This is a genomic window from Trinickia soli (assembly GCF_002879855.1).
Lineage (GTDB): Bacteria > Pseudomonadota > Gammaproteobacteria > Burkholderiales > Burkholderiaceae > Trinickia > Trinickia soli.
Genome location: NZ_PNYB01000037.1, coordinates 1 through 12,570, shown reverse-complemented (window position 1 = coordinate 12,570; position 12,570 = coordinate 1). Strand labels below are relative to the sequence as shown.

The following is a 12,570-nucleotide window of genomic DNA, read 5'->3' as shown; positions in this document are numbered from 1 at the left end:
TCTTTTTTGTTACATATACTTGCGTCGATTGCAGTAGAATGCGTTGAGCTTTGAAAGCCAGCTTTCACTTTTTCGACATCCGCTTGGCTGTGGGTGTCGCTGCAATACGGGCACAACACCTTGCTGAATTCCCTTCTCGATTTCCTCGCGCACGGTTTCCTTCGCTTTTCGTGGTGGCAAATCGTGCTGTTTGCGTTGGTCGTCACGCACATCACGATCATCGGCGTTACCGTCTATCTGCACCGCTGTCAGGCGCACCGCGCGCTCGATCTGCACCCCATCGCGAGCCATTTTTTCCGCTTCTGGCTCTGGATGACGACGGGTATGCTCACGGGCCAGTGGGCGTCCATCCACCGCAAGCATCACGCCAAGTGCGAAACGGAAGAAGATCCGCACAGCCCGCAAACGCGCGGTATCTGGAAGGTGCTGCTCGAAGGCGCCGAGCTGTATCGCGCCGAGGCCCGGAACGAAGAAACGCTGCGCCGCTTCGGCCATGGCACGCCCAATGACTGGGTCGAGCGCAACGTCTACACGCGTTATCCGATTCTTGGCATCAGTCTGATGATGGTCATCGACGTCGCGCTGTTCGGCATCGTCGGGCTCACCGTCTGGGCCGTGCAAATGATCTGGATCCCTTTCTGGGCGGCAGGCGTCGTGAACGGCCTTGCGCACTTCTGGGGCTACCGAAACTTCAACTCCGCGGACGCCAGCACGAATATCTTCCCGTGGGGCATCATCATCGGCGGCGAAGAACTTCATAACAATCACCACACGTACGCTACGTCGGCCAAGCTGTCGAACAAGTGGTACGAGTTCGACATCGGTTGGCTCTACATCCGCTTGATGTCGGCTGTCGGGCTGGCGAAGGTCAAGAAGATCGCTCCTACGCCGCGGTTGACGGCGAGCAAACCGGTGCTCGATCAGGACACGCTGCAGGCCGTGCTGACCAACCGCTATGAGGTCATGGCGCGCTACGCCAAGACCGTCAAGCGCGCTTATCGGCAAGAACTCGTGCGGCTCAAGGAAATTGGTTCGCGCGAGAAATATCAGCTGATGCGCGGTGCGCGGAAGTGGTTCCACAAGGACGAAGCGGGACTGGACGAGCCGCAAAAGCGACAACTGCCCGAAATCTTCGCGAACAGCCAGACGCTGCGCACGTTCATCGAACTGCGCAACGATTTGAGCGCCATCTGGGACAGGTCGAACGCCTCCCGCGAACAGTTGCTGGTTCAGCTCCAGGATTGGTGTCACCGCGCTGAACAAAGCGGCATCAAGGCACTGCAGGAATTTGCGACGCGTCTGCGCCGGTACGCCTGAGCGCCGCGAAATTCGAAATCCTTTAAAATTCTGGTACGTCACTGACACCCCGCATTGGCGGGGTGTTGCTTTTTGAGGTCCTCGCCGTGCGTTCGGCGTGGCTCGTTCGGCCCGCGTTCGGCACATGCCGTGCGGCGCAATAGTGGAGATTGGGATGGACTCGGCCATCAAAACCGTCGAATTCGACAAGCCGCTCGCGGGCGCCGTTTGCGGCGTCGGGCAGGCTTGGGCGAAAGTGCCGTCGGCGCCGTCGCTCGAGGAAAAGCAGCAGCTCAAGGCTCGTGTGCGCGAGTTGCTGTCGCGCGAAAAAGCCGTCCTGGTCGCGCATTACTACGTGGATTCGGAGTTGCAGGAGCTTGCGGACGAAACGGGCGGCTGCGTAGCCGATTCGCTCGAAATGGCGCGTTTCGGTCGAGATCATGAGGCGCAAACGCTCGTCGTGGCGGGCGTGCGTTTCATGGGCGAGACGGCGAAGATCCTGAGCCCTGGCAAGCGCATTCTGATGCCCGATCTCGATGCGACGTGCTCGCTCGACCTCGGTTGCCCGGCCGATGAGTTTTCGGCGTTTTGCGACGCTCACCCGGATCGGACGGTGGTCGTCTACGCCAACACGAGCGCGGCCGTGAAGGCGCGCGCCGATTGGATGGTGACGTCGTCGATCGGTTTGGAAATCGTCTCGCATCTGCATGCCCGCGGCGAAAAGATCCTGTGGGCGCCGGACCGGCACCTGGGCCAATACATCCAAAAGCAGACGGGCGCGGACATGCTGCTGTGGCAGGGCTCGTGCCTCGTGCATGACGAGTTCAAAGGCATCGAGTTGGACTTGCTGCGGGCCGAGCATCCGGGGGCGAAGGTGCTCGTGCATCCGGAATCGCCGGCCGGTGTCGTCGCCCAGGCCGATGTCGTCGGCTCGACGACGCAGCTGATCGATGCTGCCACCCGTCTCGATGCCACGCACTTCATCGTCGCGACCGATCTCGGCATTCTGCACAAGATGCGCCTCGCCGCGCCCGGCAAGACGTTTATCGCCGCGCCGACGGCCGGCAATAGCGCGACGTGCAAGAGTTGCGCGCATTGCCCATGGATGGCGATGAACGGGCTCGCCAATCTGGTCGAAGTGCTCGAGCGCGGTCACAACGAAATTTTCGTCGACGCTGCTATTCGTGAGCGCGCGCGCCTGCCGATCGATCGGATGCTCGAATTTGCGGCGGCTCACAAGAAGCGCGTGCAGGCGAGCGGCGACCTCGCTCGCGATTCGGCGCTGTTCGCCAACATAGGCGCGGCCTGAAGGCGGGGGGCGCAAGCCTGCGCCGTTTAGTCCGACATTCGCGTGCCGGGGCGGCCGGGCAGGCCGCTTGCGGTGCAAAGGAATTCAGATCTTATGACCGAGCAACAAATCACGCCGCTCCAAGACGTTGTATCACCGCTTTATGCCGAAATTCACGAGCAGTACGGCGCGGCGTTCGATGCGGCGCTCGCGCGCAACGTAGCGGACGCGCTGGCGGAAGACGTCGGCGACGGTGATCTCACGGGGCGGTTGGTGCCGGCCGATTCCATACGAGAGGCTCGCATTCTCGTGCGTGAAGAGGCGGTGCTCTGCGGCGTGCCCTGGTTCGTCGCGGTGATGCGGCAGGTCGATCCCGCCATCGAAATCGACTGGCGCTATCGCGAGGGCGACCTGATGGCCGCCGATTCGCCCGTTTGCTTTCTGCGTGGCCCGGCGCGCGCATTGCTGACGGCCGAGCGCAATGGGTTGAATTTCCTCCAGTTGCTATCGGGCGTCGCGACGGCAACGCGTCGCTATGTCGACGCCGTCCGCGGCACCCGCGCACGCATTCTGGATACGCGCAAGACGCTGCCCGGGTTGCGGCTGGCGCAGAAGTACGCCGTGCGCGTGGGCGGCGGAGCGAATCAACGCCTCGCGCTCTACGACGGCATCCTCATCAAAGAAAATCACATCGCCGCAGCGGGCGGCGTGGGCGCAGCGCTGAATGCCGCTTACGCGCTCGAGACGGGCGTCTCGATCCAGATCGAAGTGGAAACGATCGAGCAATTGGAGTCTGCGCTTGCTCATCGCGCGGAATCGATCCTGCTCGATAACTTTTCGTTCGAGGCGATGCGCGATGCCGTCAAACTGACGGCCGGCCGGGCGCTGCTGGAAGTGTCGGGCGGCGTCAATTTCGACACAGTGCGAGCGATCGCCGAGACGGGCGTCGATCGCATTTCGATCGGTGCGCTGACAAAGGACGTGCGCGCGACCGACTATTCGATGCGGTTGATCTGACGCGCCCGCGTCGGTCCGCCATCCCCGGCGGCCCGTTCGCGTGCTTCGCTGTGCAACGCGACGGGCGGCTGCGCGGCGCTGGTTGCCGTGGTCGTCCGCCGGGCCGATTGCACCCGGCCGTCAAGCGCCCAGGCGTCCTCAAACCTGCCGGTTGGGAACGCGTTCGGGCGAGAGGACAGTCGGCAGCGCTTTGGGCAGCGCACACGGCCAATCGCGCGAGAAGTGCAGCCCGCGGCTTTCCCGGCGCGAGCGAGCGCTTTCGACAATCAACGAGGCAACGTCGACGAGATTGCGCAGTTCCAGCAGATCGCGGCTGACCCTGAAATTGGCGTAGTACTCCTGGATCTCGTCGCGCAGCAAGGCGATGCGGTGCTTGGCGCGCGCAAGGCGCTTGTCGGTTCTGACGATTCCCACGTAATTCCACATCAGCCGGCGTAGCTCATCCCAATTATGGGCGACGACGACTTCCTCGTCCGGGTCCGAAACGCGGCTCTCGTCCCAATCGGGCAGCGGTGCGTGGGCCGCTGCATCGAACCCTTCGCGCTCGATCGCCTCTGCGGCCGAGCGGCCGATGACGAGGCATTCGAGCAGAGAGTTGCTCGCGAGACGATTCGCGCCATGCAGCCCCGTGTAGGAGGTCTCACCCACGGCATAAAGACCGGCCAGATCGGTGCGCCCTGCCAGATCGGTGACGACGCCGCCGCAGGTGTAGTGCGCGGCCGGCACGACGGGAATCGGGTCTTTCGTGATGTCGATCCCGAATTCGAGGCAGCGCGCGAGGATGGTCGGGAAGTGTTCGTGCAGGAACGCGGCCGGCTGATGGCTGATGTCGAGGTAGACGCAATCGATGCCGCGCTTCTTGATTTCGAAGTCGATTGCGCGCGCCACGATGTCACGCGGCGCGAGCTCGGCGCGCTCGTCGTGAGCGGGCATGAAGCGCGTACCGTCGGGCAGCAGCAACTTGCCGCCTTCACCGCGTACGGCTTCGGTGATCAGAAAGGACTTCGCGTAAGGGTGGAACAGGCAGGTTGGGTGGAACTGGATGAATTCCATGTTCGACACGCGACAGCCGGCCCGCCATGCCATGGCGATGCCGTCGCCCGTCGCGGTGTCGGGATTCGTCGTGTAGAGATAGACTTTGCCCGCGCCCCCGGTCGCGAGAATCGTATGCGGCGCTTCGAGGGTGACCGTGCGTCCACTCGCCAGGTCGAGCGCATAGAGGCCGTGACAACGTCGACCGGGCAGGCCGAGGCGATCGGAGGTGATGAGATCGATCGCGTAATGATCCTCGAGTAGCGTGATGTTCGGGTGTTTGCGTACGCGTTCGGACAGCGTGGCGACGACGGCATGGCCCGTGGCATCGGCCGCGTGAATGATGCGGCGATGGCTGTGACCGCCTTCGCGCGTCAAATGAAAGCCCAGTTCGGCCGCATCATCTCGCGTGAATGGCACGCCCTGTTCGATCAACCATTCGATGGCCGTGCGACCATGTTCGACGATGAACCGCGTGGCGCCCTCGTCGCAGAGTCCCGCGCCGGCCACGAGCGTATCGTCGACGTGGTTTTCGACGCTATCGGCCGAATCGAGCACGGCCGCGATCCCGCCCTGGGCCCAGTCGCTCGCGCCTTCGGTCATCGAGCGTTTGGCGATGACGGCCACGCGCCGCTTTTCGGCGAGATTCAGTGCGACGGTGAGGCCCGCGAGCCCGCTGCCTACGATTACCACGTCGAAATTCATCTGTGTTCCCTTGTCCCCGGTCCCCCGACATCAACGCGCAGCAGATTGCAGCCGTGTAAAAAATGCGCGGGTAAGCTCGAAAGGATACCGCGTCGAGGGACGCAACGGGGCGCGCCAAAGCAAAAGCCCCGCACAGGGCGGGGCTTTTGGCGCCGTTCGGCTCAGGAAACCGATTACTTGATCTTCGTTTCCTTGTACGCAACGTGCTTGCGGGCGACGGGATCGAACTTCATGATCTCCATCTTTTCCGGCATGTTGCGCTTGTTCTTCGTCGTGGTGTAGAAGTGACCCGTGCCTGCGGTCGACTCCAGCTTGATCTTGTCGCGTGCGCCTTTGGCCATGACTTACTCCTTAGATTTCGCCGCGCGCGCGCAGATCAGCGAGCACGGTATCAATGCCATTCTTATCGATGAGGCGCAGACCGGCGTTCGAAACGCGCAGGCGCACGAAGCGGTTTTCGCTTTCCACCCAGAAACGGCGGGAATGCAGATTCGGCAGGAAGCGCCGCTTCGTCTTGTTGTTCGCGTGGGAAACGTTGTTGCCGCTCATCGGCGCTTTCCCAGTTACTTGGCATACGCGTGCCATATGAGAGCACTCCTAAAACGCTTAAATTCGGGGTTCAAGCCTGGTCGGGGCCTAACAGGAAAGGGCACAAGGAAGCCACTCAGGAACCGCGCGATAACCCGCTCGGTAGATGATTGCGGCGACCTCCCCAAGCTTCTGAACGGGGTTGGAAACAGGCAGACGGCGATTCTAGCAGAAAAAGAGCCGAAAAATCAAACCGAATTTGCACGTGCCCTGTGGGAGGAAGGCGACACGTTCACAGCCAACCTGCCCGGGCGAACGAGAAGACGTCGCTGCGGCCCACCACGAGATGGTCGACGAGCCGCACTTCGATCAAGGCCAGCGCGTCGCGCAGCACGCGCGTGAGCTGGCGGTCGCTGGCGCTGGGCTTGACGGCCCCGGACGGATGGTTGTGCGCGACGACGAGACTCGCCGCATTCGCTTCGAGTGCCCGGCGCACGATTTCGCGCGGGTAGACCGCGAGACGCGTCAGGGACCCGCGCGACGTTTCCTCGCTGGCGATCAGCCGGTGCCGTGCATCTAAAAAGAGGCAGAGAAATACTTCGTACGGTCGCGTGCCGATCAGCAGGCGCACATAGTCCTGAACCGCATCGACCGAGTCGACGAGAGGCTGCTCGCGTGCCCGTTCGGCCAACGCGCGGCGCGCCATCTCGATGACCGCCAACAGCACGGCCTTTTTCGCGGGCCCGATCCCGCGCATGCCGTCGAAGTCGGGCGGCGTGGCGTCGAGAATGGCGCGCAGCGAGCCGAAACGCTCGAGCAGCGCGCGCGCCACCTCGAACACGTTGTACCCGGGTAGCCCCGAACCCAGAAAGATTGCAACGAGTTCCGTGTCGGAAAGGGCGGCCGGGCCGACGTCGAACAGCCGCTCGCGCGGCATGTCGCGCGGCGCGCCGGCGCGACCGGGGTGGGGCGGTGCCATGGTGCCGGGCGCGAACGGGTCGGAACTATCTTGCATATGCGCATCTCATATTAGCGGTTTGCGGGTGGGCACGGACTGTGCGCACTTTGGGCGCGCGCCGCCCGGTGCGAGGTGGCTTACAATAGCGTCTTTGTGCGGGGCGTCCCTGGGCCGGGCATCGCCAGGCGGCCCGTCCACACGCCGGGCGTCCCGACGTCGGATGTCCGCCCGCTTCGCGCGCACGTCGCCTCCGCCTTACGAGCTATTCCATGAGCATCATCGATATTTCACAAGTGAAAGCCGGTTCGCATGTCACGCTTCACTACAGGCTTGCGCTTGCCGATGGCGCCGACATCGTCAACACGTTCGGCGACAAGCCCGCCACCCTGCTGTTGGGCGCCGGGCAGTTGGCGGCGCCGCTCGAAGACATTCTCGTGGGGATGAAGACGGGCGACCATTCCACCTTCCGGCTAGGCGAGGGCGAAGCATTCGGCCCGCGCAATCCCGAGCTCCTGCAACGCGTGTCGCTCGCCACGCTCCGCGAAAACGGGATGATGGGCGAGGAGATCGCGCCGGGCGACCTGATCGAGTTCAATGCGCCGAGCGGCGGCCGTTATGCCGGTGTGCTCAAGGAGATCGGCGAGACGTCGGCCCTGTTCGATTTCAATCACCCACTGGCCGGGCAGGCGCTGATATTCGAAGTGCAAATCATCGGAATTCTGTAGACATGAGCCTCTCGGATACCTCTATCGCCGCTGCCGAGGCGGAAATCCTGCTGGCCCAGCCGCGCGGTTTCTGCGCGGGCGTCGATCGCGCCATCGAAATCGTCGAGCGCGCCATCAAGCTGTTCGGCGCGCCGATCTACGTGCGCCATGAAATTGTTCATAACGCCTACGTTGTCGAAGACCTCCGTAAAAAGGGCGCCGTGTTCGTCGAACTGCTCGACGAAGTGCCTGCGGGCAGCACGGTGATCTTCAGTGCCCATGGCGTGTCGAAGGCGGTGCGCGAGGAGGCGGAAGCGCGTGGCTTGCGCATTTATGACGCGACGTGCCCACTCGTGACGAAAGTCCATATGGAAGTGGCGAAGATGCGTCAGGAGGGGCTCGACATCGTCATGATCGGCCACAAAGGGCATCCCGAGGTCGAGGGCACGATGGGCCAGTCGGGCGAGGGCATGTATCTCGTAGAAAGCATCGAAGACGTCAATGCGCTGCGCCTGGCTGATCCGTCGCGCGTCGCATTCGTCACGCAAACGACGTTGTCGGTAGACGATGCGGCCGACATCATCGCCGCGCTGAAGGCGCGCTTTCCGCTCATTCGCGAACCGAAGAAGCAGGACATCTGTTATGCGACTCAGAATCGGCAGGATGCGGTCAAGTTCATGGCTCCGCAGTGCGATGTCGTGATCGTCGTCGGCAGCCCCAACAGTTCCAATTCGAACCGGCTGCGCGAAGTGGCCGAGAAGCGCGGCGTGCCGGCCTATATGGTTGATTCGCCAGCCCAGATCGACCCGGCGTGGGTGAAAGGCAAGCGGCGCATCGGTGTGACCGCGGGCGCATCGGCGCCAGAGGTGCTCGCTCAAGCCGTGATTGCACGGCTACGCGAACTCGGCGCGAGCAACGTTCGCGCGCTCGAAGGCATCGAGGAAAACATTGCATTCCCGCTGCCGCGCGGTCTCACGCTGCCGAACTAAGCGCCACGCGAGCGACCATTTTGGTCGTCGGCCTGGTTGTCCCGGTACTCGGGGTTTGCCCTCCGTTAATATTTATCGCGAAAAGCGCGCCCTGTTTCGGCGCGCTTTTTTATTTTCCGCAAGCGCGAGATCGCGATGGTTGCTCCCAATAAGGGAAGGAATGTCGCAACCAGGTTGCGACATTCGTCGAATAAGAGTCCCAAAAAAAGGTTGCAATGCTGGAAAACCCTGGCGATTCAGCATATTGGCCGTTCGGCAATTAGAGTTACAATGCGCGCGTCCTCAAGGTTCACGGGCCTTCTGGCATCGTATTGAGCAAGGCGCAGGAGACCTGGTTAATGCAAGTTAAGTTTGCTTACGCCGCATCGGGCATGACGAGAGGCGGCGAGGCGAGCATCGGTGACGCGACGTGGGTCGTCGCGGCGTCGATATGTGAGACGGCGACTATTGTCGCTGTGGGGTCGACCCTGCGGTCGGCGTCATGCACTGCGCCTCTTGGTCGGAACAACCAAAATAATGAGCAGGCGGCATCGCGGTCGAACAGACATGCGCGGCTGGCTCGCCCGCGTCGCATCGCGGTTTCGGGTGCGGCTGCGTCGGCGATTCTACCCACCCGCAACGGACGCGCCCGGCCCGGTGCGTACCGGTTTGGCGGAACATTTTCAGCGAGTGTGTGGCCTGCAGCGCAGGCCGCGCTCGAAATCGGAGCAACAATCCTTGCAGGCGGCGTGCGTGCCCGCAAGGTGGCGTCGTCGGCGCTCGATGCGCAGCGACGTCGCGCCGGATGGAAGGCGGCTTTCATGCCTGTCATCCGGCGCCCGGATGCAGACTTCGCGCAGCATGGCGAAGCCTGCGCCCGCACGCTGGCGCCGGTAGCGGCGCCGCTCGCGTTCGATGCCGCTTGCGTGGCGCCGGGCGCAAAGATGTGCGCTGATTGGTTCGAAACGTCCAGGACACCAGAAGCGATGTCCGCCGCGCGCGCAAGTGCGCGACGGGTTCCCATCGCAGGCGGCGTCGACGGCGGTTCGCGAGAAGGCGCCATTACGCTTCACGACTTCAAGGACGGCGTGCGCGCGGTCCTCGACGTCGTGAAAGTGTAGTGACGGAGCATGGAACGCGACGGCACCGGATACCCGACGGTGCCGTTTTTGCATCCGCCCCACCGGGCATGCCGCCGAATCACGGTTTCAGCGGTATCCGTGAGGCGGCCGACCCTTACCGGTTTATTTATCAGTACCCGCAGTGCCGTTGCGGTTTTCGCCGACCGTCCGCGTTACAACCGGCGCGAAGCGAAGATCCAGTCGCACGGGCTAAGGAGCTTTAAATGGATATCTTCATCCAGCAGATCCTCAACGGTCTGGTGCTTGGTAGCGTCTACGCCATCATTGCACTGGGCTACACGATGGTGTACGGCATCTTGGGCATCATCAACTTCGCTCACGGCGACGTGTTGATGGTCGGTGCGATGGTCGCGTTGTCGACCATCAACGTGCTGCATAACCACTTCCCCGGGCTCGGCAACATCCCGACTCTGATCATCGGGCTCGTCGTCGCGGCCGTCGTCTGCGCGATCGTCGGCTATGTGATCGAGCGGGCCGCATACCGGCCGCTGCGACGCGCCCCGCGTCTGGCGCCGCTGATCACCGCGATCGGCGTATCGATTCTGCTTGAAACGCTGGCCATGATGATCTGGTCGCGCAACCCGCTGCCGTTCCCGCAGCTGATCTCGACCGATCCGATCAACGTGATCAAGGCGAGCGACACGAGCGTGGGCGCCGTCATCTCGGCCACCGAAATCACGATCATCATCGTGGCGTTCCTCGTGATGGCCGGTCTGCTGCTGCTCGTGCATAAGACCAAGCTTGGCCGCGCGATGCGCGCGATCGCCGAAAACCCGAACGTCGCGAGCCTGATGGGCGTGAATCCGAACTTCGTGATCTCGGCTACGTTCATGATCGGCTCGGCCCTGGCTGCCTTGGCCGGCGTCATGATCGCCTCTGAATACGGCAACGTTCACTTCTACATGGGCTTCATCCCCGGCATGAAGGCGTTCACGGCTGCGGTGCTCGGCGGGATCGGCAACCTCGGCGGCGCGATGGTCGGCGGCGTGGTGCTCGGTTTGATCGAACAGCTGGGCGCTGGCTACATCGGCAATCTGACCGGTGGCGTATTCGGCAGTAACTATCAGGACGTGTTTGCCTTCATCGTGCTGATCATCGTCTTGGTGTTCCGTCCGTCGGGTCTGCTCGGCGAACGTGTGGCGGACCGCGCGTAAGGGCAAGGAGCTAGGAAAATGACTTCAATTCAACCGATCGAGCCGTCCACGACGCTCATCCCTGAGAAAAATGCCACGAAGACGCTCGTCGTGGGTGTGCCCACGGCTATCTTCGTTATCGCAGCGCCGATGATCATCGGTGCCGCGGGCGGCAACTACTGGGTCCGCGTGCTCGACTTCGCGATGCTCTACGTCATGCTGGCCCTGGGCCTGAACGTGGTGGTGGGTTTCGCCGGTCTGCTGGACCTGGGTTACATCGCGTTCTACGCGGTCGGCGCCTATACGGCGGCGTTGCTGACCTCGCCGCATCTGTCCACGCAGTTCGAGTGGATCCACAACATCTGGCCCAACGGCCCGCACCTGTCGTACTTCCTGGTCGTACCGATCGCGATGGGCCTCGCCGCGTTCTTCGGCGTGCTGCTGGGCGCGCCGACACTGCGGCTGCGCGGCGACTACCTCGCGATCGTGACGCTCGGTTTCGGTGAAATCGTGCGGATCTTCATGAACAATCTGGACCGTCCGATCAACATCACGAACGGGCCGCAGGGGATTACCGGCGTCGATCCGGTGCACGTGGCGGGCTTCAGCCTCGCGCAAACGCACTCGATCTTCGGCATGCAACTGCCGTCGGTCTATCTCTATTACTACCTGTTCGTGCTGTGCTCGCTGTTCGTGATCTGGGTTTGCACGCGCCTGCAGCACTCACGCATTGGCCGCGCCTGGGCAGCCATTCGCGAAGACGAAATCGCGGCCAAGGCCATGGGCATCAACACGCGTAACGTGAAGCTGCTCGCGTTCGCGATGGGCGCCTCGTTCGGCGGCCTGTCGGGCGCCATGTTCGGCGGCTTCCAAGGGTTCGTCTCGCCCGAGTCGTTCACGTTCTGGGAATCGGTCGTGGTGCTCGCGTGCGTGGTGCTGGGCGGCATGGGCCACATCCCCGGCGTGATTCTGGGCGCCGTGCTGCTCGCTATCTTCCCCGAATTCCTGCGCTCGACCATGGGCCCGCTGCAGCACTGGCTGTTCGGCCATCAGATCATCGACACGGAAGTGATCCGTCAGCTGCTGTACGGCCTGGCGATGGTCCTCATCATGCTCTATCGCTCGGAAGGCCTGTGGCCCGCGCCGAAGCATGAGGACAAGATCGCAAAACTGGCCAAGCGCGGCGCCAAGAAGCCGGTGCGCGCTTAAAGAGCGGGAGGAATACACAAAATGAGCAACAAAACTATTCGTTTGTCCGTCACCGGCGTGAACAAGCGCTTCGGCGGCTTGCAAGCCCTGTCGGACGTGGGCCTGAAGATCGAGGAAGGCACGATCTACGGGCTGATCGGCCCGAACGGCGCCGGCAAGACCACGTTCTTCAACGTGATTACCGGCTTGTATACGCCCGATTCGGGCGAGTTCAAGCTCGACGGCACGAACTATACGCCCACGGCCGTTCATCAGGTGGCCAAGGCCGGTATCGCCCGTACGTTTCAAAACATTCGTCTGTTCGGCGGCATGACTGCGCTCGAGAACGTGATGGTGGGCCGCCATGTGCGCACCAAGCACGGGCTGTTCGGCGCGGTGTTCCAGACGCCGGCCGAACGTAAAGAAGAGCGCGAGATCAAGGAACGTGCGCTCGAATTGCTCGAATACGTCGGCGTGTTGCAGTACGCCGACTACACGGCGCGCAATCTGTCATATGGCCACCAGCGCCGTTTGGAAATCGCCCGTGCGTTGGCGACCGATCCGAAGCTGCTTGCACTGGACGAGCCGGCGGCGGGGATGAACGCGACCGA

Annotated in this window: 13 protein-coding genes; 9 read left to right on the top strand and 4 right to left on the bottom strand. The window is 62.7% G+C overall.

The window, feature by feature from the left end; genetic code table 11:
- Nucleotides 1–120 precede the first annotated feature (120 nt).
- From C0Z19_RS26230 to nadC, 3 genes are all read left to right on the top strand, one after another.
- Nucleotides 121–1,317, top strand: a complete 1,197-nt coding sequence (locus tag C0Z19_RS26230; protein WP_102612783.1) for a DesA family fatty acid desaturase — start codon at nt 121–123, stop codon at nt 1,315–1,317.
- 154 nt (nt 1,318–1,471) lie between these two features.
- Nucleotides 1,472–2,605, top strand: coding sequence for a quinolinate synthase NadA (gene nadA / locus C0Z19_RS26225; protein ID WP_102612765.1), 1,134 nt, complete (start codon nt 1,472–1,474; stop codon nt 2,603–2,605).
- A gap of 93 nt (nt 2,606–2,698) precedes the next feature.
- On the top strand, nt 2,699–3,601 hold the full coding sequence (gene nadC / locus C0Z19_RS26220; protein WP_102612764.1) for a carboxylating nicotinate-nucleotide diphosphorylase: 903 nt from the start codon (nt 2,699–2,701) through the stop codon (nt 3,599–3,601).
- Nucleotides 3,602–3,739: 138 nt separating this feature from the next.
- On the opposite strand, the gene nadB is transcribed toward nadC, so the two are convergent.
- The 4 genes from nadB to radC form a co-directional block, all read right to left on the bottom strand.
- Complete coding sequence (nadB, locus tag C0Z19_RS26215) at nt 3,740–5,338, bottom strand: L-aspartate oxidase (protein WP_102612763.1); 1,599 nt, start codon at nt 5,336–5,338, stop codon at nt 3,740–3,742.
- 173 nt (nt 5,339–5,511) lie between these two features.
- Nucleotides 5,512–5,679, bottom strand: a complete 168-nt coding sequence (gene rpmG, locus C0Z19_RS26210) for a 50S ribosomal protein L33 (RefSeq protein WP_004185395.1) — start codon at nt 5,677–5,679, stop codon at nt 5,512–5,514.
- A 10-nt stretch (nt 5,680–5,689) separates the two neighbouring features.
- Nucleotides 5,690–5,923 carry a 50S ribosomal protein L28 gene (gene rpmB / locus C0Z19_RS26205; RefSeq protein ID WP_102612762.1) on the bottom strand — a complete coding sequence of 78 codons (234 nt, stop codon included), beginning with the start codon at nt 5,921–5,923 and terminating at the stop codon, nt 5,690–5,692.
- 235 nt (nt 5,924–6,158) lie between these two features.
- On the bottom strand, nt 6,159–6,881 hold the full coding sequence (radC, locus tag C0Z19_RS26200) for a RadC family protein (RefSeq protein ID WP_102612761.1): 723 nt from the start codon (nt 6,879–6,881) through the stop codon (nt 6,159–6,161).
- 212 nt (nt 6,882–7,093) lie between these two features.
- Here radC and C0Z19_RS26195 point away from each other — a divergent pair, with 212 nt between their 5' ends.
- The 6 genes from C0Z19_RS26195 to C0Z19_RS26170 all read left to right on the top strand — a co-directional run.
- A complete protein-coding gene (locus tag C0Z19_RS26195; protein ID WP_102612760.1) occupies nt 7,094–7,549 on the top strand; it encodes an FKBP-type peptidyl-prolyl cis-trans isomerase in 456 nt (151 codons plus the stop codon).
- Nucleotides 7,550–7,551: 2 nt separating this feature from the next.
- Nucleotides 7,552–8,517 (top strand): 4-hydroxy-3-methylbut-2-enyl diphosphate reductase, encoded by a 966-nt coding sequence (ispH, locus tag C0Z19_RS26190; protein WP_102612759.1) that lies wholly within the window; start codon nt 7,552–7,554, stop codon nt 8,515–8,517.
- Between the two features lie 728 nt (nt 8,518–9,245).
- On the top strand, nt 9,246–9,617 hold the full coding sequence (locus C0Z19_RS28095) for a hypothetical protein (RefSeq protein WP_146012152.1): 372 nt from the start codon (nt 9,246–9,248) through the stop codon (nt 9,615–9,617).
- Nucleotides 9,618–9,841: 224 nt separating this feature from the next.
- Entirely contained in the window at nt 9,842–10,792 is a 951-nt protein-coding gene (locus C0Z19_RS26180; protein WP_102612757.1) for a branched-chain amino acid ABC transporter permease, read from the top strand.
- A gap of 18 nt (nt 10,793–10,810) precedes the next feature.
- Entirely contained in the window at nt 10,811–11,980 is a 1,170-nt protein-coding gene (locus C0Z19_RS26175) for an ABC transporter permease subunit (RefSeq protein ID WP_102612756.1), read from the top strand.
- Nucleotides 11,981–12,001: 21 nt separating this feature from the next.
- The coding region (locus tag C0Z19_RS26170; protein ID WP_102612755.1) for an ABC transporter ATP-binding protein at nt 12,002–12,570 on the top strand (569 nt) is incomplete at its 3' end.